The following is a 21,938-nucleotide window of genomic DNA, read 5'->3' on the forward strand; positions in this document are numbered from 1 at the left end:
GAACAGCCCGTGAGTGCTTGCGCTTGCCTGCCACCCGGCGCACTCTGCCGCGATGGATGCGATCCCCTCGCCCACCCGCCCGACACCCGGCCAGCTCGCGCTTGCCGAACGGCTGGCAAGCGGCGGTGAAATGCTGGGCGACGGGATCGTCCGGCTGCCGGCCTCCGTTTACACCGACGAGGCCCGCTTCGCCGCCGAGCAGCAGCACCTGTTCGCCCGCCTGCCGCTCGTGCTCGGGCCCTCGGCGATGCTGCCTTCACCTCGCACCGCGGTTGCCCACGACGGCTATGGCGTGCCGCTGATCGTCAGCCGCGACAGCGATGGCCAGGTCCACGTTCTCGCCAACGCCTGTCGTCACCGCGGCACGCGGCTAGTCGAAGGCTCCGACATCATCCCGGCCAAGCGGATCGTCTGCCCCTATCACGCATGGGCCTACATGCCCGACGGCGCGCTCGCCGGACTGCCCCGCGCCGATTGCTTCCCCGGCTTGATAAGGGCGCGATGAGCCTGCGCCGCTTTCCGGCAATCGAAAGCGGCGGCCTGATCTGGTTCGCGCAGGATCCGGCCGCCGACTTCGCGCCGGCCCAGGCACTCGCACCCGACCTAGACGCCTTCGCCCTCGGCAACCTCCACCTTTACCGCCGCCACACCCACGACGTCGCCGCCAACTGGAAGCTGATCATCGACGCCTTCCTCGAAAGTTATCACGTTCAGCGCCTGCACGCGCAGACCATTGCGCCGTTCTTCGCCGACGGCATTACCGTGGCCGACCGAATCGGCCCGCATCAGCGCGCGGCGGTCGGGCGCACCGACTATCTCGCTCGGATCGACCGCGACGACTGGCGCCAAGTGCGCAAGGCGATGACTTTTACCTACCACCTCTTCCCCAACACCATCCTGGTGATGAGCCCTGATTACCTCAACGTCCTGACCTGCTGGCCGCAGGACGTCGGGCGCACCCTGGTCGAGGACATCATGCTGATCCCTTCCGCACCGCGTGACGCGGAAGAGGAACGTCACTGGGACAAGAGCTGGACACTGCTGGACACGGGCACCTTCGCCGGCGAGGACTTCCGCGCTGCCGCGCTCTGCCATCAAGGTCTCGCCAGCGGCCTTGTGGAGGAAATCATGCTCGGCACGCTTGAACATGGGGTGGCCGAATTCCACGCCATGATCGGGCAAGCGCTCGCGGACTGACCTCAGGCGGCGAGCCGCCGCTCGAACAGGATCACTCCGTCCGGTGCCTTGACCTTGGCTTTGCCGCCAAGCAGCTGCTCCACCGCCTTAAGGGCTGCCTTCAGCCGCCGCTCGTTATACGGCTTGCACAGCACACCAAGGGCATTGCAGTCGCTTGCCTCCGGCGGATTGGCGGTGGCGAACAGCACCGGAATGCCGCGCGCCTGGGCTTCTGCTGCCAAGTCGATGCCACTGCGCTTTCCCGTGAGCTGGATATCAGTGAGGATGAGATCGATACCGCCTGCGACCTCCTCGCTCTCTTCGGCAGACGGCGCGGCTTCGCGCTCCAGCACGGCCAGCGCCTCGCGCACGCTATCCACCGTCGCCACGACCGTGTAGCCCGCGCTCGCCACCATGGTCTCGTTGTCGAACGCCACCAACGGCTCGTCCTCGACGATCAGGATGCGCTTGACGTGACGTTCCCGGGTGCCGAACAGCATCATCTGACCTTCAAAGAGGAAGTAATCGTGCCCCCTCAACGACCGACGGGTCCCCGCGGTCCCCGCCCGCCGCAAGGCGCCGCGAAATCTCCGCGCCGTGCTTCGCCTGCTACAGGTGCAAGGCCCCCGCGGCCGTTTCCCAGCGGCCCCCGCGGGAAACCGCCCGGCCCGCCGCGCGAAACCGGCCCGCAGCGCATCGCCAAGCTGCTTGCCCGCGCCGGAGTCGCCTCGCGCCGCGACATCGAGCGGATGATCGAAGAACGCCGGATCGCCCTCGATGGCGAGGTGCTGACCACCCCGGCCACCCTGCTCGAGAACCTGCGCGGCGTGACCGTCGACGGCAAGCCCGTCGCCCCGCCGGCCGCCGCCCGGCTGTGGCGCTTCTACAAGCCCGCCGGCTGCCTCACCGCCGCCAACGACCCCAAGGGCCGGCCAACCATCTACGATCGCATGCCCGGCGGCCTGCCGCGGGTCATGCCGGTTGGCCGGCTCGACTTCATGACCGAGGGTCTCCTTCTCCTCACCAACGACGGCGAGTTGAAGCGCCAGCTTGAACTCCCCGCCACCGCCGTCGTCCGCCGCTACCGCGCCCGCGCGTTCGGCGAGGTCAGCCAGGCCCAGCTCGAGGAGCTTGCCGACGGGATCGAGATCGAGGGCATGCGCTACGGCTCGATTGACGCCAATCTCGAACGCCGGACCCGTGCCAATTGCTGGATCGAGCTGGCCCTGACCGAAGGCAAGAACCGCGAAGTCCGCCGCGTGCTCGAACACCTCGGGCTGCAGGTCAGCCGCCTGATCCGGGTCAGCTACGGCCCGTTTGACATGCTCGACCTCGACCCAGGCCAGGTCGGCGAGGTTCAGCGTGAAGAGCTGTTCCGCTTCCGCCAGACGCTGAAGTCTCCCGCGACGAAGGATTCGCGCCAGCCCTGATGGGCGCAGCCACATTGCCTTTCCGCCCCATCCCCGCTATGCGCCCGCTCGCTCCTGCATGGTCATCCCTGGAGGCGTGGGGAGCGGTTCACTAATTCAATTCAAAGGAATGCACGTATGAGCGAACAGCTGACGCTGACCGCCGAAACGCGCGACCGGGCTGGCAAGGGAGCCTCCCGTGAGCTGCGTAACTCGGGCCGGGTCCCCGCCGTTGTCTATGGCGCCAATCAGGAGCCGCTGAGCATCCACGTCGAGGAAAAGCTCCTCGCCAAGATGCTTTCGACCGGCCACTTCATGAACTCGGTCGTGATGATCGACGCCGGTGGCAAGACGACGCGCACCCTCCCCAAGGACGTGCAGTTCCACCCGGTCACCAGCCGCCCTGTCCATGTCGACTTCCTGCGCATCGGTGAGCACAGCAAGGTCACCGTCGCGGTGCCCGTGCGCTTCGTCGACGAAGAAGAAAGCCCCGGCATCAAGCGCGGCGCGGTGCTCAACATCGTCAAGCACGACGTCGAACTGAGCGTCGATGCGGCCGAGATCCCCGACGACATCGAGATCAGCCTCAAGGGCCTCGACGTCGGCGATTCGATCCACATCTCGGCGGTCACCCTGCCCAAGGGCGCGACCCCGACCATTACCGACCGCGACTTCACCATCGCGACGATCGTGGCCCCGTCGGCGCTGAAGAGCGACGAGGGTGACACCACCGTCGATGGTGGCGAAGGCGAAGCCACCGCCGAGTAATCGGCTTCTCCCCTCCCGCCTTCGTGCGGGAGGGGAGTTTCTCCATCGATGCAGATCTGGACCGGCCTCGGCAATCCCGGCGCGCAATATGCGCTGCATCGGCACAACGTCGGCTTCATGGCCGTCGATACCCTCGCCGAAGTGCATGGCTTCAGCCCGTGGCAGAAGAAGTTTCGCGGCCTCATCGCCGAAGGCCGCATCGGCGGGCAGAAGGTCCTGCTGCTCAAGCCCCAGACCTTCATGAACGACAGCGGCGACTCGGTTCAGCAAGCGCTGCATTTCTTCAAGCTCGAGGTCGACGCGCTCACCGTCATGCATGACGAGCTCGATCTCGCCCCGATGAAGGTCAAGGTGCGTGTCGGTGGCGGGCTTGCCGGACATAACGGCCTGCGCTCGATCAACGCCGCGCTCGGCCCCGACTTCCGCCGTGTGCGCATCGGCATCGGCCACCCCGGCCACAAGGATCGCGTGACCGGTCACGTGCTCGGCAACTATGCCAAAAGCGAGATGGAGCCCCTCTCCGACCTGCTCGCCGCCATCGCGGCCGAAGCCGACTGGCTCGCGAAAGGCGAAGATGCGCGCTTCATGAGCGACGTCGCCATGCGGCTGCAGCAGGACGGTTGATGCGCCAACTCTTCGCCACGCCGCTCTACGAAGCCGATCTAGAGCTCGATCTCAACGAGCTCGCCCACTCCATCCACAGCCTTGCCGAAGACGATTCCGCCGGCCGCCGCTGGGCCAAGGAGCATGGCTACAAAGGCTACACCAGCTACGCCTCGCTGAACGATCTGCCCCGGCGCGATCCCGTGTTCGGCGACCTAGCCAAGGCGCTGACCCGTCACGCGGCCACTTTCGCGCGTGAGCTTGCGTGGAACGTGAAGCCCAAGCTCGACAGCCTGTGGGTCAATAAACTGAAGCCCGGCGGGCATCACAGCGCACACATCCACCCGCACTCGATCGTCTCGGGCACGCTCTATGTCGAGATTCCGGACGGTGCCGGCGCGATCCGCTTCGAAGACCCGCGCCTGCCGATGATGATGGCCGCGCCGACGCGCCTGCCGGACGCGCCCGAGCCGCTCCAGGCCTTCGTAACCGTTCACCCTCGCCCCGGCCAACTCCTGATGTGGGAAAGCTGGCTGCGGCACGAGGTGCTGCCCGGCACCGCCCGCGGCGAACGCCTGAGCGTCAGCTTCAACTTCGCCTAAGCGGCCAGCAGCAGCCGGTCGCGCCCGCTCTTCTTGGCGCGGTACAGCGCCTCGTCCGCGGCCTTGAGCGCGGCATCGAGCCCGTCGGCGCCAAGCTTCGCCACACCCCCGCTCACCGTGATTCGAAGGTCGCCAAGTGCTTCTGCCAGCGGGCTTCGGCCGACTTCCTGCCGGATCCGTTCGCACACGGCATAAGCCTGCTCGGGCGAGCTGTTTGCGAGCAGCAGGCCGAATTCTTCGCCGCCGATCCGCGCCAGCGTATCTTCGGGCCGGGTCAGTGCCAGCGCCACTTCGGCAAAGCGCTTCAGCACGAGGTCGCCGACATCATGGCCGAAGCCGTCGTTGATGCTCTTGAACCGATCGAGATCGAGCAGCGCGACACAATCGGTGCTTGCTGCCGCCTCGTCCAGGCGCCCAGCCGCGATCCGCTCGAAAGCGCGGCGATTGGGAAGGCCGGTCAGCGTGTCGGTCAGCGCCGCCTGCACCCACTTGCGCTCGCTTGCTTTCACCGCGGTCACGTCACGGATGTAGGCGAGCAGCTCGACCGCTTCGCCGTCTTCGTCCACCATTGCCCTGCCGTGGGTGGAGAACCAGCGCGTCTCGCCGCTCTTGATCCGCACCTGATAACTGTAGCTCCGCGGCTCTCCGCCTGCCTCGAGGGTCAGGCGGTGCTCGCTTCGCACTCGTTCGAGGTCGACTGGATCGATCAGGATGCGGCTGTGCTGGCCGGTCAGCTCCTCGGGCTGATAGCCGGTGATGTGACGCACGGAGGGCGAGGCATAGAGGATGCGCCCGTCCACCGAGATGCGCATGATCACGTCGGTGCACTGCTCGGCCAGCATCCGGAATTCGGCCTCCGTGCGTCGCAGGCTGCCGTGGAGCTTGCGGCGGTTGTGGAGGTCGGCTGCGATCGGGACCACAGTCAGCACGGTAGCGGCAAGATAGAATTGGAAGAATTGCATTCGCTCCGCCAGCGCCGCGCCGCTCAGCGAAATGGGGCCGAAACCCTTGGCGGTCAGGATGCCGCCGATGCCTGTCAGCAGCGCAAGGCTGATCGCCGCGCCCAAACGGCCGAGGCGAAACGTTACGAACACCACCCACATCACCGGCAGGAACAGCAGCGGCCAACCGACCTGCCAGAACGTGAAAAAGGTCACGGCGCCGACCACCGGCAGCAGTGTCAGCGCGCTCTTCTTGTGGCGTGTCAGGATCTGCCGCGTTTCCCGCCGTGCGGCACGGCCGGTCAACATGTAGGCAATCGGCGTCAGTGCCAGATTGCCGAGCGAATGGCCGATGACGAAGTGCAGCATGGTGGCCCAGGGATCGCCGCCAGAGGCCCACAGGGTCGTGGCTGCGACCGGTGCCAGCAGGAGCGGGCCGGCAATCATCGCCAAGACGAAGCGCCAGAACCAGCGCAGGCTCGCCATCACCTCGCGCCCGCTGCCGTCGCGCTTCAGCCACATGGCCGCGACCACCGCTTCGCCAAGATTGGCAACCAGCAGGAACGGAGCTGCGGCCCACCCAAGGCCGATGAACCCGGTCACGGCAACGCCCACCGTACCGCAGGCGACCAACGGCGCCCACCAATTGCGGGTAGAGGTGCGAACCAGGGCCGCAATCAGCAGCGCACTGGCGCCCCACAAGAACGCCACGCCTCCATCGAAGCGGGTCAGAGCGACCGCCGTTCCTGCCAGCAGCGCATAAGCGACCGCCAGCATCCACTGGCGAGAAAGCAACATCATCGAACCCATCGCTCTTCACTGGCAAAGACGTAGTGAAAATGACGTTTATTTTGGCGCCATTCCGGATGGACCGCGCAGGATTTGCCCGCGCGCCCCTGCCGGGCTAGACGGCCGCGACTTCCTTCACAACTGAGATCACCCATGGGCTTCCGCTGCGGCATCGTCGGCCTGCCGAACGTCGGCAAATCGACCCTTTTCAATGCATTGACCGAAACACAGGCAGCGCAGGCGGCCAATTATCCGTTCTGCACGATCGAGCCCAACGTCGGCCAGGTCGCGGTGCCCGATCCGCGCCTCGACCAGCTGGCAAGCATCGCCAAATCGGCCAAGATCATCGCCACGCAATTAGGCTTCGTCGATATCGCGGGCCTGGTGAAAGGCGCATCCAAGGGCGAAGGCCTCGGCAATCAATTCCTCGGCAACATCCGCGAGGTGGATGCAATCGTCCACGTCCTGCGCTGTTTCGAGAATGACGACATTCAGCATGTTGCAAACAAGGTCGATCCGCTGGCCGACGCTGAGGTGGTCGAGACCGAGCTTCTGCTCGCCGACCTCGAAAGCCTCGAGAAGCGGGTGCCCAACCTCGTCAAGAAGGGCCAGCAGGGTGACAAGGAATCCAAGATCGCGGCCTCGGTCCTGACGCAGGCGCTGGAACTGCTGCGCGACGGCAAGCCCGCGCGGCTGACCGTCCCCAAGGACGAAGAAGAAGCCCGCGTCTTCGCCCAGGCCCAGCTGATCACCGCCAAGCCGATCCTCTACGTCTGCAACGTCAACGAGGAAGATGCGGCGAACGGCAATGAGTTGTCTGCACAGGTGTTCGCCAAGGCCAAGGCCGAAGGCGCCACCGCAGTCGTCGTTTCCGCCGCGATCGAAGCCGAGCTGGTCGGCATGGACGAGGCCGAGCGGCTGGAGTTCCTGGGCGAAATGGGTCTCACGGAAACCGGTCTCGCCCGGGTCATCCGCGCTGGTTACGAGCTCCTCCACCTCATCACCTTCTTCACCGTGGGGCCCAAGGAAGCCCGCGCCTGGACGGTCGAGAAAGGCGCCAAGGGACCGCAGGCCGCAGGCGTCATCCATTCCGACTTCGAACGCGGCTTCATCCGCGCCGAAACTATCGCCTTCGACGATTATGTCGCGCTTGGCGGCGAAGCGGGCGCCCGCGACGCCGGCAAGCTGCGCCAGGAAGGCAAGGAATATGTCGTCGCCGACGGCGACGTGCTGCACTTCAAGTTCAACGTCTGAGCCGCCCGCGCACGCGCTAACCTGAACAAGGTCACAAAGGTCACTGGTGGCGCGGTGTCCGCGCAAGAGGTGGGACCTTGCCCAAGGCTTGTTGTTGCTGGAGTTGAGAAAGAGCGGGACAGCTAACCGTATCGGTTAGTTAAGCAAGAAGGATCCTACACTGCAAGCGTTGTGGCTGATGGCCGCAGTGGGTGGAAAGCAGACATCAGTTCGGGCCTAACTTCCCGATTCTTCGGCTTCAGTATTAGGCGCCATCCAAAGGTGCTCGGCAGGGAATGGGAACCGGATTGCGGCTGCCCACTTCCTGCCGCCTATCTCGATTGCACCCTTTTCCTTTCGGCGAGCGAGGAAGTCCCGGACTTGGCGTAATTTGGATGACGGGACATATATGCTGAACGAGTCTCCGCGCTGGACGGTGCTCGCATCGGTCAGATCGGGCAGGTCTTCGGGCCACACGATTGAGGCCTCCGGCGCATACTCATACGGCCAGACCATGACCTCCACTTTGTCTGGAAGCCAGTCAATGCCGGGCCGATCAAACCCTTTTAGCTTGTCATAAACGCTTACGATTGTGTTCGGCGTTTTCCGCCGGACCTTAGGCGAGCTTAACGAGCCATACACGGAGACGATGGTCGCCTTGTCCCGTCGGTAGTCGAGAATGGTTGCTTCGGGCTGGTCCGTCATCGGTGCTGCATCATAGTGGCCGTGAAGCTGACCCAAGTAATCGAGGTTCAGATCGGCAAAGAGTCGCGCCATCTCTGACCCATTCAGGCGTTTTGTTCGAAAGCCATTACCACGTCGCCATATAGCTGTTCCATCGTCGTAAAGCGCGAAACTGGGAGTATCAGAACCTATGACGTTCGCCCATGCGTCCGTCTCAAGTAGAACGAGTGCCGGGATCATTTCGTTAGATGCTCGAACAGCGGCCAAGGTTAACGGTCGTTCAAAGAAGCCCACTTGATTACGCTTTGGCTCGACGGTCGCTGTGTCCGCGTCACCTTGCTCTGGCGGGCTGCAAGCATGGAGGGACAAAGCGACGAGAGCAATAAAGGTCAACTTGCAGGAATGCGCGATCACGGAGGTATGTTGGGCGAAGTCACTATTGTCCGCAATGGGTCGTAAGCGGACGTCGGGTCGACGCTGCCTCCATGCCTGTATGGTTCAGTCAATCAACGAGCCTGGACTTGGTCGAGCGGATCAGTCGCCGGGGAAGGTCAGCAAGCTCTCTGTTTCGATCCCGTCGGCTTCCAGCTTGGCCGCGCCGCCCAGGTGGGGGAGGTCGATCAGGAAACGCGCGCCGGTCACCAGGCCGCCAGCCCGGCGCACCAGCCGCGCCGCGGCCAGCGCGGTGCCGCCGGTCGCGATGAGGTCGTCGGCGAGCAGCACGGTGGCACCCGGCGCGCAGGCATCGACGTGCATGGTCAGCCGGTCGGTCCCGTATTCCAGCGCATAATCTTCGGCGATGGTCGCGCCCGGGAGCTTGCCGTCCTTGCGGATCAGCAACAGCCCCGCGCCGAGCTTCAGCGCCAGTGCCGTTGCAACGACAAAGCCGCGCGCTTCGATGCCCGCGACCAGATCGGGCCGCTCGTCCACGCTCTCGGCAAGGGTGTCGATCGCCGCCGCAAAGCCTTCTGCATGAAGCAGCAAGGTGGTCACGTCGCGGAACAGGATCCCGGGCTTGGGATGGTCCGGGATGGTTCGCACCAGGCTCCTGAGGTCGTCTCGGGTCATCGCCGTCTTCTCTTCTCAAACAAGAAGGGCCCCCGTCCGTGGACGAGGGCCCTCTTTTTCATGCCATGCGGACCGCGGCTGGCTTAGCCGGCGATACCGCGATCTGCCTTCTGCTCGTCCATCCGCTCGCGGAAGGCGGGTTCCAGCGGGCCGCGGATCGAGACCTGGCGCTTGGCCGTCGCCCAGATGTTGCGATAGGCCATGTAGGCGAGGATCGTGGCGATCAGCAGGAAGATCACCACTGCCCAGCCCGCGCGGTGGCGCGCTTCCAGCGTCGGCTCGGCTGTCCACACCAGGAACGCCGAGACGTCCTTCGCCATCTGATCGACGGTCGCCTTGGTGCCATCGGCATAGGTCACCTGACCGTCCGACACGAGCGGCGCCGGCATGGCGATGTTGAGGTTGGCGAAATACGGGTTGAAGTGCAGACCGGCCGGCGGCTTCGCGTCGTTGGGGACCGGACGGCCCTCTTCGTTACGATAGGTGTTGGCGTTGGCGTAGCCGGTCAGCAGCGAATACACATAGTTCGCGCCGTCATGACGGGCTTCGGTCATCAGGCTGAGGTCGGGCGGATAGGCATTGTTGTTGGCCGCACGCGCCGCCGTCTCATTCGCGTAAGGCGACGGGAAGCGGTCGGAGACAAGCGCCTTGCGGGTAGCCGCTTCACCCGTATCCGGATTCACCGACGGCACTTCGATCGCCCACTGGTTGGCGATCGCCTTCACCTCGGCCTCCGAATAGCCGAGATCGGCCAGCTGGTAGAAGCTGACATACTTCAGGCTGTGGCAGGCCGCGCAGACCTCCTTGTAGACCTGGAAGCCGCGCTGCAGCTGCTGGCGGTCGAACTTGCCCATCATTCCGTCCGAGGCAAGTTCCGCTTCACGCGGGTCCTTGTGGAAGTAATAATAAGCGGCGTGCTCCGGCGGGTTCCGGAAATAGTCGAGCCCGTTCGTGACGAGGCTGATCAGCAGGACGCCGACGAAGCCGAGGCCGACGAGTGCACCGATGATGCGGACCATGTGTCTGCTCTTTTCCTTATTCGGCCGGCTGCGGCGCGGTGGTCGAACCGGAGGGAGCAAGGCCATAGGGCCGGCTTTCCTCTGCTTCGCCGTGAAGCACGCTCTCGGAGATGCTGTTGGGGAGCGGCCGCGGCTTCTCGAACTTGGAAACGAGCGGCAGGATGATCAGGAAGTGCGCGAAATAGTAGGCCGCGCAGATCTGGCTCAGGGCGATGTACGGCTGTTCCGCCGGGGACACGCCGCAATAGCCGAGGATCAGGATGTCGACGACCAGCACCCAGAAGAAGATCTTGTAGACCGGGCGATAGCTGGTCGAGCGGATCGGTGAGCGGTCCAGCCAGGTCAGGAAGAACAGCAGCAGGATCGAGCTGAACATCGCCAGCACGCCCCACAGCTTGGCCGGCAGGATGAAGTCCACCGTGAAGGCGCGCAGGATCGCGTAGAACGGCCAGAAATACCATTCGGGAACGATGTGCGCCGGGGTCACCAGCGGGTTCGCTTCGATGTAATTGTCCGGGTGACCGAGGCTGTACGGGAAGAAGTAGACGACGAGCGCGAAGATCAGCAGCGCGACGCCGATGCCGAAGCCGTCCTTTGCCGTGTAGAACGGGTGGAACGGCAGCGTGTCCTTCTCGTCCTTGACGTCGACGCCGGTGGGGTTCGACGAACCCGGGATGTGCAGCGCCCAGATCTTGAGGATGGTGACGCCCGCGATCACGAACGGCAGCAGATAGTGGAGCGAGAAGAAGCGGGTAAGCGCGGCCTGGTCGGGGGCATAGCCGCCCAGAATGAACACGCGCAGCGGCTCACCGACGACCGGAATGGCCGAGAAGAAGCCGGTGATGACCTGGGCGCCCCAGTAGCTCATCTGGCCCCATGGAAGGACGTAGCCCATGAAGGCGGTAGCCATCATGAGGAGGTAGATGACGAGGCCCAGGAGCCACACCATCTCGCGCGGCGCCTTGTACGAACCGTAGTAAAGGCCGCGGAAGATGTGGATGTAGACGATCGCGAAGAAGAAGCTCGCCCCGTTCTGGTGAACGTAGCGCAGCACCCAGCCCGCCGGCACGTCGCGCATGATACGTTCGACGCTGTCGAAAGCGCCGCCGGCATAGCTGTAATAATGCATCGCCAGCACAATGCCGGTGACGATCTGGATCATCAGCGCGAGACCCGCGAGGACCCCGAAGTTCCAGAAGTAGTTGAGGTTGCGCGGCACCGGATAACCGCCGCCGATGGCGCCATAGACGAGGCGCGGCACCGGCAGGCGCTGGTCGACCCAGCGCATGAACGGCGAGGTGGGTTCGTAGGGCTTGGCCCAGGCAAAGCTCATGGTGTCAGTCCTCAACCGATCCGGACAACGGTGTCGCTAGCAAATTCATATTCCGGCACGACCAGGTTCAGCGGCGCCGGACCCTTACGGATGCGGGCGGCCGTGTCGTAGTGCGAGCCGTGGCACGGGCAGAAATAGCCGCCGAAGTCGCCCTTGGTCTCCCCCTCGCCGATGCCGAGCGGCACGCAGCCAAGATGGGTGCAGACGCCGAGCGTGACCAGCCACTGGCTCTTGCCGGGTTTGGTGCGGTCGGCGAGGCTCTGCGGGTCGCGCAGCTCGCTCAGCTGGACCGCATTGGCGGCCTGCACTTCGGCCGGGGTTAATTGCTTGATGAACACCGGCTGCTTGCGCCAGCTGGTCTTGATCCCCTGACCCGGCTGGATCTTGGAGATATCGACCTCGATCGACGACAGGGCGAGCACGTCGGCCGACGGGCTCGCCTGCATCAGCAGCGGCGCCACGGCCGTTGCCGCGCCAACCCCGGCGAAGCTCACCGCGGCGATGTTGATGAAGTCGCGGCGGCGCACACCAGGATCACCGGCTTCAGCCTGGGTCGGCTCGCCGGGCATCCGCGGCTGGGTGGAATCAACGGTGGCCATCAACGGGTCCTTGAGCTCGCTTGTTGGCGCCCTGACGGGAGCATGACGTGAAGCCGCCCCGGCGATGCGGAACGGAATATCGCCGCGCCTGATAGCGGGGCGTTCATCTGTCCTCAAGGGTGCATTATGGCCGTTCGGCAGCGAAACGACCGCGCGCCTGATCTCGATCATTGGCTGAGACGGTCAGCTTCGCTAGCGAGCCGCTCATGCAAGCACTCGACGAGCAACAATCTGCCGCCCGCGTCTGGTTCGAAGACCTGCGCACCCGAATCTGCGCCGAGTTCGAGGCGATCGAGCGCGAAGCGGGCTCGGACGCCACGTTTGAATATCTGGCCTGGGACCGTGAGGACCCCTCAGGCGAGCCCGGCGGTGGCGGCGTTCGCGGCGTGATGAAGGGCAAGGTGTTCGAAAAGGTTGGGGTCAACGTCTCCACCGTTGGCGGCACCTTCACCGAGGAGTTCGCCAAGTCGATTCCCGGCAGTGCGGAGAATGGCAACCGCTTCTTCGCCACCGGAATCAGCCTCGTTGCGCATATGGCGAACCCGCATGTGCCGGCCGTGCACATGAACACGCGCTTCCTTTGCACCGCCCGGCGCTGGTTCGGCGGCGGGGCCGACCTCAACCCGGCAACTCCCTACACCTCGGACACCGAGAGCTTCCATGCGGCGCTTCGGCAGGCCTGCGACCGGCACGGCGCGGACTATTACGAACGCTATTCCAAATGGTGCGAGGATTATTTCTGGCTGCCCCACCGCAAGGTTGCGCGCGGGGTCGGCGGCATTTTCTACGACCGGTTGGAAGGCGGCTTCGAGGAAAACTTCGCCTTCACCCGCGATGTCGGCGAAGCGTTCCTTGCCGCTTATCCGCCGATCGTCCGCAAGCGCATGAACACGCCCTTCGACGAGGCCGACATGAACCGCCTGCTCGAATTCCGCGGACGCTATGCCGAATTCAACCTGCTCTACGACCGCGGCACGATCTTCGGGCTCAAGACGGGCGGCAATGTCGACGCCATCCTGATGAGCCTGCCCCCGCTCGCCAAGTGGAGCTGAGGCGGCCGCGTTCAATCGTCGTCGCTGTGACCCGCGTGCGGCACCGACACGTTCGCTTCGCCACCGCGGGACGCCTGGAGGTAGAGGCGGCAGGTCACCACGATGAACAGCACTGACACGAGGACAGCCAGCAGTTGCTGAACGAGCGCCACCAGAAGCGCGCTGAGATTGCCCGGCTCGATAGTGCCAAACGCGAGTATGATCACCGCTGACAGCGCTCCGCCGAGCGCCCCCAGCAACAGCAGCCCGACCAGCATCAGGATCACGACAAGGCCGAACAGCTTCAGGAAGTGGCCGCGCGTCATCTGCCAGGTCCGCTTCAGCAGGGCGACAGGCCCGAGATCGGTATCCGCCGCAAGCGGGGTCAGGAACATCAGCCGGATCAGCACAAACAACAGCACCAACAGGGCAAGCAGCAGGCCGGCCAACACCGACGGCGGAAGGTTGGCCGGCGTGGTCGTCGGGGTGGCGCCGAGCGATAGGCTCAAGGCGGCGAGCACCAGCGCCAAGGGCACGATGGCCAGCACCAGCGCGCCAAGCAGCGCAAGCACACGCCGGAACGCGAGCGCCAGCGCGCCGCCCACGGTTGTGGGGTGACCAAGGGCGATGCGGCTGACCGCAATCTGGCTGGTCAGGCTCAGCAAGGCCGCAACGAACCCGAGCAGCGCGATCGACCAGTGCGTGTCGGTGTTGCGCATTCCGCTCGGCGCCGCGGTCTCGAGGATCGCACCCGGCAGGACGGTTAGCGCCAGCGCAATGGCGAAGATCGCGCCTCCGTCAGCCCGGAACACGGCCTTGGTGTCATCCCACGCCTGACCGATCGACAGCTTCATGCTTGTGCTCACCCTGTTTGCTTGCAGTGCTGCTGGCTTAGCCGCCCTCTTGCCCCTTGGCCACTTTTCATGGCTTGGGATGCTCATGCGCACCGTGGAAGGCATCGAGTGGCGGGTCAGCGAGAACTTCGTCCCCTATGAGGAGGCGCTCGCCGACATGGAGGCGCGCGCTGCCGCGGTCCACGCGGGCGAGGCAAATGAGAGGGTGTGGCTGCTCCAGCACGCACCCTTGTTCACCGCCGGCACCAGCGCCGACCCGGCCGAGCTGTTCAACCCGCAGGGCTTTCCGGTCTTCGATGCCGGACGCGGCGGGCGCTATACCTATCATGGTCCCGGACAGCGGGTCGGCTATCTGACCCTCGACCTCGGCCGCCGCGGGCGCGACATCCGCTGTTTCGTCCATGCGCTCGAAGGCTGGGTGATCGACACGCTGGCCGACCTTGGCGTCGCCGCGCATCGTTCGGCCGGGCGGATCGGCATCTGGGCCGGCGAAGGCGCCGCCGAAGCCAAGATCGGGGCGATCGGTGTCCGGGTAAAGCGCTGGGTCACGCTGCACGGCTTCTCGATCAACGTCGCGCCCGACCTGTCGCACTTCGGCGGTATCGTGCCCTGCGGCATTGCATCGCACGGCGTCACCAGCCTTGCCGCTCTTGGGGTCGAAACAAGCCTTGCCGACGTCGACCGCGCGCTCGAGCAACGGCTTCCCGGATTTCTCGCGAAATTAGGTCCTTTGGCACCCCCCTTGGCGGATGCCTGACCTTTCACTACACAGCCCGGTGATTTGCGACGTGGGACAGCCACGCCAGATCACATTTTCTAGGGAGTGATTCGAATGCGTGCTCTGATCCTCGTCGCCGGTGCGGCTCTTGCTCTTTCGGCTTGCAGCAGCAACGAAGCCGCCAACAACACCGCCATGGAAGAGAACATGGCCGTCGACACCAACGCCGTCGCCGACATGAACGCGATGGACGCCAACATGACCATGGACGCCAACATGACCATGGACAGCAACATGGCTGCCGACAGCAACATGATGATGAACGACACCAACATGATGTCGAACGACAGCAACATGATGATGAACAACGCGATGTAAGTCGCTTCCGGGATCCCTTGGGAACCCGGATGTTCTTCACGGAAAGGGGCCGCCGGCAACACGCCGACGGCCCCTTTTCTGTTGGCGCCAAAGCCGCTAGCCCGGCGCCATGACCCGTCTTGTTTTCGCGCTCGCCCCCCTGCTGCTCCTCGCAGCCTGCGGTGACCAGCAGCCCGCCACCGTCAACGAGAGCGTCAGCGACAGCGGCCTCGAGCGCGAGAATGTGGTCGCCGGCGACGTCACCGCGATCGACGCTGCCACCGCCGACGACGCAGCCATGGCGAACGACATGGCCCCGCCCGCCCTCGATGACGAAGGCAACAACAGCAGCAGCGACAACGCGAGCGATAACGAAGCCTGACGAACGTCAGGCGAGGCCCACCACCTTGTGGGCCTGAAGGCTGAGGCGCCAGCGAGGTCGGGCCATCGCCAGCGCGATCGCCGCTTGGATCGATCCTTCAGGGCCGTCCATCGGCTGCACCAGAAAATGCCCGAAGTTCCAGCTTTCCAGAAGCGCCGGGTCGACTCCCTCCTGCGGCCAGACCAGCTTCAGCTCGTCACCTGACCGCTGCACGACCTCGGTGCCTGCCTTGGGGCTGACGCACAGCCAGTCGATGCCTGCAACGGCTGGCAAGGTGCCATTACTCTCCACCGCCACCCGGAAAGCGCGCTCGTGCAGCGCGTCGATCAGCGCGGTATCCAGCTGCAGCATCGGCTCGCCGCCGGTCACCACCACCAACCGTTTCTCGGCGCCCCCGCCCCACAGCCGCTCAACCTGCTCGGCCAGCGCTTCGGCGGTCCTGAACTTGCCGCCGTTCACTCCGTCGGTGCCGACGAAATCCGTGTCGCAAAAGCGGCATTGCGCGGTGGCACGGTCCTGCTCCCGCCCGCTCCACAGGTTACATCCGGCAAAGCGCAGGAACACCGCGCGGCTTCCCGCCTGCACCCCCTCACCCTGAAGCGTCAGGAAGCATTCCTTGACCGCATAGGTCATGGCGCAGCGGCGTATCGCGTCGGGTCGGGCAGCCCAGCCTGCTCGAACCCCATGGCCCGCAGCCGGCACGCGTCGCAGGTGCCACACGCGCCGCCGTCCGCGCCCGGATCGTAGCAGCTGTGGCTCTGCCCCGCGTCGAGCCCGAGCCGCGCCGCTTCGCGCGCGATGTCGGCCTTGGTCATGTCCTGCAGCGGCGCGTGGATGGTGAACGGATCGCCCTCAACCCCCGCCTTGGTCGCGAGATTGGCCAGCCGCTCGAACGCCGCAACAAAGTCGGGCCGGCAATCAGGATAGCCCGAATAATCAAGCGCATTGACGCCGACAAACAGGTCCCGCGCCCCGCTCGCTTCGGCAAGCCCGAGCGCCAGGCTGAGGAAGATGGTGTTGCGCGCCGGCACGTAGGTAACCGGGATCCCGTCTCCAATGCCGTCCTTCGGCACCGCCACATCTGCCGTCAGCGCCGAGCCGCCAAAGGCGCGGAGATCGAGCGGCAGGATGACATGGCGGTCGGCAAGGTCGGCGGCGATGCGCTTGGCCGCGTCGAGCTCCACCCGGTGTCGCTGGCCATAATCAACGGTCAGCGCCGTCACTGCGAACCCACGCTCCCGCGCCAGCGCGGCGCAGACCATGGAATCGAGCCCGCCGGAAAGCAGGACAACGGCGATGGGACGGGGGTCGGACATGGCGGGCGCGCCCATAGGACGAGGCTTCGTGAAAGGCAAAAAAGAAGGGCCGCCCCGAGGGGCGGACGCGCAAAAAAGAAGGGCCGCCCCGTGGGGCGGCCCAGGTTCGGGCACATGCGGCCCGTAGGGAGGAAAGCGTGCCCAACCCATCGGTCAGGCACAAGAGAAGCTATAGCAGCTTATGGTTAAACGAGGCCTTAACGTATTCCAGAAAGCGGACATTCCCCGACGCGGCGAGCGTAGACCGTGAAATCGTACGGCTCTCCGCGGCGAAAGCCCTGGGTGTCGAGTTTCAGCGCGCGCGGAGTGGTGACGGTGATCTCCGACCGGCCAAATTCGCCCGGTCCGCATTCCAGCGAAACCAGCAGCCGCCGCGGCGTATTCACCAGCACTGTCCGCTGACAACGATCCCCGGCATGAGCATAAGTGGTGAGCAGCGTCATGTCCCGAAGGCACCCGCGCCGCGCACCCTTGCCCGTGGCGTCACGGCTGACTTCCCACAGCCCCGGTTCGACGCCGGCCAACACAGTCGGCGCCCGCGCAGGCTGCGCCACGGCGGCAATCGACACCATCAGCGCAAAAGGCGCAATTCTCCTCATCGCGGCGATCCCACCACGCTTGCTCTTCAATCGAATGACAGGGGGAAGCTGGTCGAGCAGAACTCGCAATTGACCCGGATCACCCCGCTCTCGTCCTTCATCTCCTCGCGTTCCTCTTCCGGGAAGCGGGCGATGACCGAGCGGACATAGTCCGGATCGCAGCGGCACCCGCGGCTGAGCGGCGCGCCGGCCAGTACCCGCACTTCGGCTTCCTCGTGGAAAAGGCGCCACACCAGCGCGTCAAGCGCGAGGCTTTCGTCGGTCAGCTCGTCGGCACGCACCGACCCGGCCAGCACGGCGACATGATCCCAATCGGGATGGTCGAGCCTGGTATGGAGTCGCTCCCGCCCTTCCTCGCCTTCGGGAAGATGCTGGAACAGGATTCCGCCCGCGACCCAGCCATTCTCCTTCTTCTCGGCCGCAAGGCGGACGATGGAGGGGATCTGCTCGGACTGGGCAAGATAGTTCTGCGCCGCGGTGGCAAGGCTTTCGCCTTCCAGCGGCACAATGCCCTGATAGCGCTCGTCGGTTGCCGGCTGATCAAAGGTGATCGCCAGATAACCCTCGCCGAACAAGGTCTTGAGGCTCGGCGCATGGGCCGCGTCGGCAAGCTTCACCGGATCGTGCCGGACATAGCCGCGCAGTTCGCCGCCCTTGTAGTCGCACACCAGGAGGTCGACGACGCCGCCCTGCGTCTGCGCCTGAAGCGTCAGCTGTCCGCCCGGATCCTTGAGCAGCGAACCCAGAAGCGCGGTGAGCACCAGCGCTTCGGCCAACATGCGCTCAATCGGCGCGGGGTAGTTGTGGGCAGACAGGATCGCATCGAGCGAAGGCCCGATGCGGGCCGCACGGCCGCGGGCGTGACGCGCCGGAACGGTCACGCCAAGCGCGGCATCGAGATTCGTGATGTCAGGGGTCATGAAGGGGAGATAGGAACGCCCCTCCCTGACCTCAACCGCTTAGACGGCGCGCGCCTCGCGGGCGGCTTCGTTGGCGTCGCGGTGCGCGTTGGTGCGCTCCAAACGGTCGGCCATGGCTTCCCAGGCAATGGCTGCTTCGAGGTTACGCTTTTTTACGTTCTCGAGGCTGGCGGCATCGGCATCGCGGCGGCACTCGGCGGCGCGTTCGGCGTAGAATTGGAGGGTGGACATCGGGGAGCTGTCTTCCTTCGGCTGGAGGGAGGGAAACGATCGGGGAGCGAACCCGGCGCCATCACGCTGGCGGGCCGCTCCCCGAAAGCTAGGGCGTTAGGCGCTCTGCAGGTTCACCGCGCTGGCGCGGCCGTCACGGCCGCTCTGCAGCTCGTACTGGACCTTCTGGTCACGATCGAGCGTGCGCATGCCGGCCGCTTCCACCGCCGAGATGTGAACAAAAGCGTCGCCGCTTCCGTCTTCGGGCGAAATGAAACCATAGCCCTTGTCGGCGTTGAAGAATTTGACGGTTCCGGTGATCATGTTGGTAGTCCTTCTCGTAGCACCACCCGAATGCCGGGCAGCACGCTAGGAGCAGCTAGGAAAGAAGGAGTAAGGAGCCGCAAAGCGCCGTAGACCGTCAAAACTTGCGACTGATAGCCAGTTGCATATGCGCCTCCACCCCCGCAATTACAACCGGGAGGCCGGACGCACCGCGTTGACGGCGCCCGGAGTGGGCGGCGTTTCGGGGCACAGACATGTGCCTTCTTGCGGTTCGGGCCGGGCACGGGCAGTTATCTGGTTACGAAACGATACCACCTCAACAGGAAGCCTCGATTCATGCGCAAATCTCTCGCACTTGTCGCCGCCATTGCTCTTGCCGGAACCACCGCCATTGCCGCTCAGCCCAAGGCAGCGCCCGCCGCGGCTGCCGCGGCGAAGGTCCAGGCCGGCAGCTACAAGGTCGATCCCAACCACACGCAGGTGATCTGGTCGGTTGACCACTTCGGCTTCAGCCGCCTCTACGGCATGGTCGGCGGCATGAGCGGGACGCTCGACATCGATCCCGCGCGCCCGAATGCCGCCAAGGTCGCGATCGACATTCCGCTGTCGGGCCTCACCGTCACCTCGCCCGGCTTCGCCAAGCATCTCGCCACTGCCGACCTGTTCGACGTCGCGAGCTTTCCCACCGCCCGCTTCGTCTCCCGCAGCGTCGCAGTACGCGGCAATCAGGCGACCATCGCCGGTGACCTGACGCTGCGCGGCGTCACCAAGCCGCTGACGCTTGCCGCCCGCCTCCATGGCACCGGCGCCAACCCCATGAACAAGAAGCAGACGGTCGGCTTCTCCGCCACCGCCAAGCTCAAGCGCAGCGACTTCAACCTCGGCTATGCCGTGCCCAACGTCTCGGACGAGGTGAACCTCGAGATCACCGCGGCGTTCGAGAAGTAAGCGACACCCTGCCACCTCCTTGTTCCCACGCGGAATGACGCTATATTGCGTCAAAGGAGGTGGCACATGGGTCTTACCCAATATGCCGAGGGCGGCTTGTTCGCGCCCACCAAGATTGCCGATCTGCTGCGCACCACCAGCCAGGAAGTGGCAGCGTCAGCCGGCCTTGCGCGCGATGCGGTGCAGCGCCGCGAGCGGCTGAAGTCCGCTCGGACGCAAGGCCGCCTGCGCGAGATGATCGAGATCCTGAACAAGGTCGAACCGCGCTTCGGATCGCCGCTCATGGCGTTTGCCTGGTATCGCTCCGAGCCGCTCGCCGGTTTCGCCAACCAGACCGCGATGACCCTCGTCCAGCAGGGCCGCGCGGGCGACGTGCTCGCCTATATCGACGCGGTAGACGCCGGGGTGTTCGCCTGAGGTGGACTATGACGGGCTGCTCTACCGCTCGCTGAACCCGCTCTACGCACGCCAGCCCCTCTCCGGCGAAGGCGCCGCGCGATTCGGGGGCCGCTTCAATCCCAAGGGCACGCCTACGCTCTACACCGCGCTGACGGTCGCCACCGCCATCCGCGAAGCCAATCAGGTCGGCGACCTCCAGCCGACAACGCTCGTCGCCTATCGCGCAAAAATCACCAACCTGTTCGACGGGCGAGAGGAGGCCGCACTCGCCCGTTACGACATGACGAGCAAGACCCTAGCCGATCCCGCATGGCGCGAAACGATGCGCAAGGGCGGTCGCTCCCTGACGCAGGACTTCGCCCTGGCGCTGATCGCGGCCGGGCACCCCGGCCTCCTCGTCCGCAGCTTCGCTCGCGGCGCTCGCCCTGACGACCTCAACATCGTCCTCTGGCGCTGGACCGGCAAAGGCGCCCGCCTGACCGTCGTCGACGACGAAACGCGGCTGGCTTAGGCCGCCTGCGGCACCTCATAATCCGCGGCCGCGGCGCTCAGGCCATCGACGAAGGCGCGAATTTCGGCATCGTCGATGATCAACGGCGGCAGCACCCGCACCACATTGTCGCCCGCCGCCACCGTCAGGATGCCGCGCGTGCGCAGATAGCCGACAAACGCCCGGCTGTCGGTCTTCATCTTGATGCCGAGCATCAGCCCCATGCCGCGGACGCTTTCAAACAGCCCGTCGTGATTGGGGATCATCTGCTCCAGCGCCGCACGCAGCCGCTGCCCGGTCTCGCGCACCTGGGCGAGAAATTCGGGCGTCGCCACCACGTCCAGCACCGCATTGCCGGCTGCCATCGCCAGCGGATTGCCGCCGTAGGTCGAACCATGCGTCCCGATCACCATCCCGCTCGCCGCCTTTCCGGTGGCCAGGCAGGCGCCCAGCGGGAAGCCGCCGCCGATGCCCTTGGCGGTGGCGAGGATGTCCGGCACGATGCCGTATTGCTCGTAGGCGTACAGAGTGCCGGTCCGCGCGACGCCGCACTGTACTTCGTCCAGTACCAGCATCAGATCATGCTCGTCGCACGCTTGGCGCAGGCCCTTCATGAACTCTTGGCTGGCCGGACGGATACCGCCTTCGCCCTGCACGGGCTCGACCAGGAAGCCCGCGGTCGTATCGTCGATCGCTGCCAGCGCGGCGTCGAGATCGTCGAACGCCACCACCTCGAAGCCTTCGAGCAGCGGCGCGAAGCCGTCGCGCAGCTTGACTTGATCGGTCGCGCTGATGGTCGCCATGGTCCGCCCGTGGAAGGCATTGGAGAAGGTGATCAGCTTGTTCTTGTGCGGATTGCCCGCGGCATGATGATAACGCCGCGCGGTCTTGATCGCGCATTCCACCGCCTCGGCGCCCGAATTGGTGAAGAACACCGTGTCGGCAAAGGTCAGGTCGACCAGCCGCTGCGCCAGTTGCTCGCCCTGCGGGCTGCCGTACAGGTTGGAGACGTGCATCAGCGTCTCGGCCTGGCGCTGGATCGCGCCGATCAGGTGCGGGTGGCTGTGGCCGAGCAGGTTTACCGCGATGCCGCTGGCGAAATCGAGATACCGCTCGCCGCCTTCGCCGATCAGCCACACGCCTTCGCCTCGGACCGGCCGCACCTCGCAGCGCGGATAGACGGGCATGAGCGGCGTGATGGCCAT

General features: G+C 65.2%; 29 protein-coding genes. 14 read left to right on the forward strand and 15 right to left on the reverse strand.

All coding sequences use genetic code 11. The features are described 5' to 3' along the window. Positions 1 to 52: 52 nt before the first annotated feature. Together ACP69Z_RS13265 and ACP69Z_RS13270 are read left to right on the forward strand one after the other, a co-directional pair. Positions 53 to 505, forward strand: coding sequence for an aromatic ring-hydroxylating oxygenase subunit alpha (locus ACP69Z_RS13265; RefSeq protein WP_426267935.1), 453 nt, complete (start codon positions 53 to 55; stop codon positions 503 to 505). Further along, the gene (locus ACP69Z_RS13270) at positions 502 to 1,197 is read left to right on the forward strand and encodes an SRPBCC family protein (protein WP_426267936.1); all 696 of its coding nucleotides are present in this window, start codon (positions 502 to 504) and stop codon (positions 1,195 to 1,197) included. The genes ACP69Z_RS13265 and ACP69Z_RS13270 overlap by 4 nt, the downstream gene beginning before the upstream one ends. Positions 1,198 to 1,199: 2 nt before the next feature. Here ACP69Z_RS13270 and ACP69Z_RS13275 read toward each other — a convergent pair whose 3' ends face one another. Further along, positions 1,200 to 1,715, reverse strand: coding sequence for a response regulator (locus ACP69Z_RS13275; RefSeq protein ID WP_426267937.1), 516 nt, complete (start codon positions 1,713 to 1,715; stop codon positions 1,200 to 1,202). Between ACP69Z_RS13275 and ACP69Z_RS13280 the strand changes: the two genes are divergently transcribed. The 4 genes from ACP69Z_RS13280 (at position 1,704) to ACP69Z_RS13295 (ending at position 4,558) form a co-directional block, all read left to right on the forward strand. After that, entirely contained in the window at positions 1,704 to 2,606 is a 903-nt protein-coding gene (locus ACP69Z_RS13280; protein ID WP_426267938.1) for a pseudouridine synthase, read from the forward strand. The genes ACP69Z_RS13275 and ACP69Z_RS13280 overlap by 12 nt on opposite strands. A gap of 117 nt (positions 2,607 to 2,723) precedes the next feature. Beyond that, positions 2,724 to 3,353, forward strand: coding sequence for a 50S ribosomal protein L25/general stress protein Ctc (locus ACP69Z_RS13285; protein ID WP_426267939.1), 630 nt, complete (start codon positions 2,724 to 2,726; stop codon positions 3,351 to 3,353). 48 nt (positions 3,354 to 3,401) lie between these two features. Next, positions 3,402 to 3,977: an aminoacyl-tRNA hydrolase gene (pth, locus tag ACP69Z_RS13290; RefSeq protein WP_426267940.1), complete on the forward strand. Its 576-nt coding sequence runs from the start codon at positions 3,402 to 3,404 to the stop codon at positions 3,975 to 3,977. Continuing rightward, positions 3,977 to 4,558, forward strand: coding sequence for a TIGR02466 family protein (locus ACP69Z_RS13295; RefSeq protein ID WP_426267941.1), 582 nt, complete (start codon positions 3,977 to 3,979; stop codon positions 4,556 to 4,558). Before pth ends, ACP69Z_RS13295 begins: the two co-directional genes overlap by 1 nt. Here ACP69Z_RS13295 and ACP69Z_RS13300 read toward each other — a convergent pair. Next, positions 4,555 to 6,300: a diguanylate cyclase gene (locus ACP69Z_RS13300; RefSeq protein WP_426267942.1), complete on the reverse strand. Its 1,746-nt coding sequence runs from the start codon at positions 6,298 to 6,300 to the stop codon at positions 4,555 to 4,557. The two genes, ACP69Z_RS13295 and ACP69Z_RS13300, sit on opposite strands and share 4 nt — an antisense overlap. 141 nt (positions 6,301 to 6,441) lie before the next feature. Here ACP69Z_RS13300 and ychF point away from each other — a divergent pair, with 141 nt between their 5' ends. Then, positions 6,442 to 7,542 (forward strand): redox-regulated ATPase YchF, encoded by a 1,101-nt coding sequence (gene ychF, locus ACP69Z_RS13305; protein ID WP_426267943.1) that lies wholly within the window; start codon positions 6,442 to 6,444, stop codon positions 7,540 to 7,542. Positions 7,543 to 7,758: 216 nt separating this feature from the next. On the opposite strand, the gene ACP69Z_RS13310 is transcribed toward ychF, so the two are convergent. From ACP69Z_RS13310 to petA, 5 genes are all read right to left on the reverse strand, one after another. Further along, positions 7,759 to 8,619 carry a hypothetical protein gene (locus tag ACP69Z_RS13310; protein WP_426267944.1) on the reverse strand — a complete coding sequence of 287 codons (861 nt, stop codon included), beginning with the start codon at positions 8,617 to 8,619 and terminating at the stop codon, positions 7,759 to 7,761. A gap of 120 nt (positions 8,620 to 8,739) precedes the next feature. Continuing rightward, positions 8,740 to 9,273, reverse strand: a complete 534-nt coding sequence (locus ACP69Z_RS13315; protein ID WP_426267945.1) for an adenine phosphoribosyltransferase — start codon at positions 9,271 to 9,273, stop codon at positions 8,740 to 8,742. An 83-nt stretch (positions 9,274 to 9,356) separates the two neighbouring features. Further along, positions 9,357 to 10,292 (reverse strand): cytochrome c1, encoded by a 936-nt coding sequence (locus ACP69Z_RS13320; protein ID WP_426267946.1) that lies wholly within the window; start codon positions 10,290 to 10,292, stop codon positions 9,357 to 9,359. A gap of 16 nt (positions 10,293 to 10,308) precedes the next feature. Next, a complete protein-coding gene (locus ACP69Z_RS13325) occupies positions 10,309 to 11,625 on the reverse strand; it encodes a cytochrome b (protein ID WP_426267947.1) in 1,317 nt (438 codons plus the stop codon). An 11-nt stretch (positions 11,626 to 11,636) separates the two neighbouring features. Beyond that, the gene (petA, locus tag ACP69Z_RS13330) at positions 11,637 to 12,224 is read right to left on the reverse strand and encodes a ubiquinol-cytochrome c reductase iron-sulfur subunit (protein ID WP_426267948.1); all 588 of its coding nucleotides are present in this window, start codon (positions 12,222 to 12,224) and stop codon (positions 11,637 to 11,639) included. A 206-nt stretch (positions 12,225 to 12,430) separates the two neighbouring features. On the opposite strand from petA, the gene hemF reads away from it, so the two are divergent. Next, positions 12,431 to 13,276, forward strand: a complete 846-nt coding sequence (gene hemF, locus ACP69Z_RS13335; protein ID WP_426267949.1) for an oxygen-dependent coproporphyrinogen oxidase — start codon at positions 12,431 to 12,433, stop codon at positions 13,274 to 13,276. Positions 13,277 to 13,287: 11 nt separating this feature from the next. Here the strand turns inward: hemF and ACP69Z_RS13340 are convergent, their stop codons facing one another. After that, on the reverse strand, positions 13,288 to 14,109 hold the full coding sequence (locus ACP69Z_RS13340; RefSeq protein WP_426267950.1) for a hypothetical protein: 822 nt from the start codon (positions 14,107 to 14,109) through the stop codon (positions 13,288 to 13,290). Between the two features lie 85 nt (positions 14,110 to 14,194). On the opposite strand from ACP69Z_RS13340, the gene lipB reads away from it, so the two are divergent. From lipB to ACP69Z_RS13355, 3 genes are all read left to right on the forward strand, one after another. Beyond that, a complete protein-coding gene (gene lipB / locus ACP69Z_RS13345) occupies positions 14,195 to 14,866 on the forward strand; it encodes a lipoyl(octanoyl) transferase LipB (protein WP_426267951.1) in 672 nt (223 codons plus the stop codon). Between the two features lie 75 nt (positions 14,867 to 14,941). Further along, positions 14,942 to 15,205: a hypothetical protein gene (locus tag ACP69Z_RS13350; protein WP_426267952.1), complete on the forward strand. Its 264-nt coding sequence runs from the start codon at positions 14,942 to 14,944 to the stop codon at positions 15,203 to 15,205. A 109-nt stretch (positions 15,206 to 15,314) separates the two neighbouring features. Further along, on the forward strand, positions 15,315 to 15,566 hold the full coding sequence (locus ACP69Z_RS13355) for a hypothetical protein (protein WP_426267953.1): 252 nt from the start codon (positions 15,315 to 15,317) through the stop codon (positions 15,564 to 15,566). A 6-nt stretch (positions 15,567 to 15,572) separates the two neighbouring features. Here ACP69Z_RS13355 and queE read toward each other — a convergent pair whose 3' ends face one another. The 6 genes from queE to ACP69Z_RS13385 form a co-directional block, all read right to left on the reverse strand. Beyond that, on the reverse strand, positions 15,573 to 16,199 hold the full coding sequence (gene queE, locus ACP69Z_RS13360) for a 7-carboxy-7-deazaguanine synthase (RefSeq protein WP_426267954.1): 627 nt from the start codon (positions 16,197 to 16,199) through the stop codon (positions 15,573 to 15,575). Continuing rightward, positions 16,196 to 16,882 (reverse strand): 7-cyano-7-deazaguanine synthase QueC, encoded by a 687-nt coding sequence (gene queC, locus ACP69Z_RS13365; RefSeq protein ID WP_426267955.1) that lies wholly within the window; start codon positions 16,880 to 16,882, stop codon positions 16,196 to 16,198. Before queC ends, queE begins: the two co-directional genes overlap by 4 nt. 197 nt (positions 16,883 to 17,079) lie before the next feature. Further along, positions 17,080 to 17,511 (reverse strand): DUF3617 family protein, encoded by a 432-nt coding sequence (locus ACP69Z_RS13370; protein WP_426267956.1) that lies wholly within the window; start codon positions 17,509 to 17,511, stop codon positions 17,080 to 17,082. After that, positions 17,508 to 18,401 (reverse strand): Hsp33 family molecular chaperone HslO, encoded by an 894-nt coding sequence (locus ACP69Z_RS13375; protein WP_426267957.1) that lies wholly within the window; start codon positions 18,399 to 18,401, stop codon positions 17,508 to 17,510. The genes ACP69Z_RS13370 and ACP69Z_RS13375 overlap by 4 nt, the downstream gene beginning before the upstream one ends. Positions 18,402 to 18,440: 39 nt before the next feature. Next, entirely contained in the window at positions 18,441 to 18,632 is a 192-nt protein-coding gene (locus ACP69Z_RS13380) for a hypothetical protein (protein WP_426267958.1), read from the reverse strand. 96 nt (positions 18,633 to 18,728) lie between these two features. Further along, positions 18,729 to 18,935: a cold-shock protein gene (locus ACP69Z_RS13385; RefSeq protein WP_168067087.1), complete on the reverse strand. Its 207-nt coding sequence runs from the start codon at positions 18,933 to 18,935 to the stop codon at positions 18,729 to 18,731. Positions 18,936 to 19,232: 297 nt separating this feature from the next. Here ACP69Z_RS13385 and ACP69Z_RS13390 point away from each other — a divergent pair, with 297 nt between their 5' ends. The 3 genes from ACP69Z_RS13390 to ACP69Z_RS13400 all read left to right on the forward strand — a co-directional run bounded on the left by ACP69Z_RS13390 (position 19,233) and on the right by ACP69Z_RS13400 (position 20,754). After that, the gene (locus tag ACP69Z_RS13390; RefSeq protein WP_426267959.1) at positions 19,233 to 19,844 is read left to right on the forward strand and encodes a YceI family protein; all 612 of its coding nucleotides are present in this window, start codon (positions 19,233 to 19,235) and stop codon (positions 19,842 to 19,844) included. A gap of 66 nt (positions 19,845 to 19,910) precedes the next feature. Next, positions 19,911 to 20,261, forward strand: coding sequence for a hypothetical protein (locus ACP69Z_RS13395; protein ID WP_426267960.1), 351 nt, complete (start codon positions 19,911 to 19,913; stop codon positions 20,259 to 20,261). Between the two features lies 1 nt (position 20,262). Continuing rightward, entirely contained in the window at positions 20,263 to 20,754 is a 492-nt protein-coding gene (locus ACP69Z_RS13400) for an RES family NAD+ phosphorylase (protein WP_426267961.1), read from the forward strand. On the opposite strand, the gene ACP69Z_RS13405 is transcribed toward ACP69Z_RS13400, so the two are convergent. Beyond that, on the reverse strand, positions 20,751 to 21,938 hold the full coding sequence (locus ACP69Z_RS13405) for an aspartate aminotransferase family protein (protein WP_426267962.1): 1,188 nt from the start codon (positions 21,936 to 21,938) through the stop codon (positions 20,751 to 20,753). The genes ACP69Z_RS13400 and ACP69Z_RS13405 overlap by 4 nt on opposite strands.

The organism is Sphingomonas sp. LHG3443-2, from assembly GCF_049896405.1.
GTDB lineage: Bacteria > Pseudomonadota > Alphaproteobacteria > Sphingomonadales > Sphingomonadaceae > Sphingomicrobium.

Excerpts from the sequence above, each read along its gene's own strand:
- pth (WP_426267940.1), top strand. The coding sequence starts at position 3,402 with ATGCAGATCTGGACCGGCCTCGGCAATCCCGGCGCGCAATATGCGCTG.
- ACP69Z_RS13375 (WP_426267957.1), bottom strand. The coding sequence starts at position 18,401 with ATGACCCCTGACATCACGAATCTCGATGCCGCGCTTGGCGTGACCGTT.
- ACP69Z_RS13270 (WP_426267936.1), top strand. The coding sequence starts at position 502 with ATGAGCCTGCGCCGCTTTCCGGCAATCGAAAGCGGCGGCCTGATCTGG.
- ACP69Z_RS13350 (WP_426267952.1), top strand. The coding sequence starts at position 14,942 with ATGCGTGCTCTGATCCTCGTCGCCGGTGCGGCTCTTGCTCTTTCGGCT.
- ACP69Z_RS13380 (WP_426267958.1), bottom strand. The coding sequence starts at position 18,632 with ATGTCCACCCTCCAATTCTACGCCGAACGCGCCGCCGAGTGCCGCCGC.
- ACP69Z_RS13285 (WP_426267939.1), top strand. The coding sequence starts at position 2,724 with ATGAGCGAACAGCTGACGCTGACCGCCGAAACGCGCGACCGGGCTGGC.
- ACP69Z_RS13340 (WP_426267950.1), bottom strand. The coding sequence starts at position 14,109 with ATGAAGCTGTCGATCGGTCAGGCGTGGGATGACACCAAGGCCGTGTTC.
- ACP69Z_RS13390 (WP_426267959.1), top strand. The coding sequence starts at position 19,233 with ATGCGCAAATCTCTCGCACTTGTCGCCGCCATTGCTCTTGCCGGAACC.
- ACP69Z_RS13300 (WP_426267942.1), bottom strand. The coding sequence starts at position 6,300 with ATGATGTTGCTTTCTCGCCAGTGGATGCTGGCGGTCGCTTATGCGCTG.
- petA (WP_426267948.1), bottom strand. The coding sequence starts at position 12,224 with ATGGCCACCGTTGATTCCACCCAGCCGCGGATGCCCGGCGAGCCGACC.
- queC (WP_426267955.1), bottom strand. The coding sequence starts at position 16,882 with ATGTCCGACCCCCGTCCCATCGCCGTTGTCCTGCTTTCCGGCGGGCTC.
- ychF (WP_426267943.1), top strand. The coding sequence starts at position 6,442 with ATGGGCTTCCGCTGCGGCATCGTCGGCCTGCCGAACGTCGGCAAATCG.
- ACP69Z_RS13355 (WP_426267953.1), top strand. The coding sequence starts at position 15,315 with ATGACCCGTCTTGTTTTCGCGCTCGCCCCCCTGCTGCTCCTCGCAGCC.
- ACP69Z_RS13320 (WP_426267946.1), bottom strand. The coding sequence starts at position 10,292 with ATGGTCCGCATCATCGGTGCACTCGTCGGCCTCGGCTTCGTCGGCGTC.
- hemF (WP_426267949.1), top strand. The coding sequence starts at position 12,431 with ATGCAAGCACTCGACGAGCAACAATCTGCCGCCCGCGTCTGGTTCGAA.
- ACP69Z_RS13385 (WP_168067087.1), bottom strand. The coding sequence starts at position 18,935 with ATGATCACCGGAACCGTCAAATTCTTCAACGCCGACAAGGGCTATGGT.
- ACP69Z_RS13315 (WP_426267945.1), bottom strand. The coding sequence starts at position 9,273 with ATGACCCGAGACGACCTCAGGAGCCTGGTGCGAACCATCCCGGACCAT.
- ACP69Z_RS13295 (WP_426267941.1), top strand. The coding sequence starts at position 3,977 with ATGCGCCAACTCTTCGCCACGCCGCTCTACGAAGCCGATCTAGAGCTC.
- queE (WP_426267954.1), bottom strand. The coding sequence starts at position 16,199 with ATGACCTATGCGGTCAAGGAATGCTTCCTGACGCTTCAGGGTGAGGGG.
- ACP69Z_RS13405 (WP_426267962.1), bottom strand. The coding sequence starts at position 21,938 with ATGGCCATCACGCCGCTCATGCCCGTCTATCCGCGCTGCGAGGTGCGG.
- ACP69Z_RS13265 (WP_426267935.1), top strand. The coding sequence starts at position 53 with ATGGATGCGATCCCCTCGCCCACCCGCCCGACACCCGGCCAGCTCGCG.
- lipB (WP_426267951.1), top strand. The coding sequence starts at position 14,195 with ATGCGCACCGTGGAAGGCATCGAGTGGCGGGTCAGCGAGAACTTCGTC.
- ACP69Z_RS13395 (WP_426267960.1), top strand. The coding sequence starts at position 19,911 with ATGGGTCTTACCCAATATGCCGAGGGCGGCTTGTTCGCGCCCACCAAG.
- ACP69Z_RS13325 (WP_426267947.1), bottom strand. The coding sequence starts at position 11,625 with ATGAGCTTTGCCTGGGCCAAGCCCTACGAACCCACCTCGCCGTTCATG.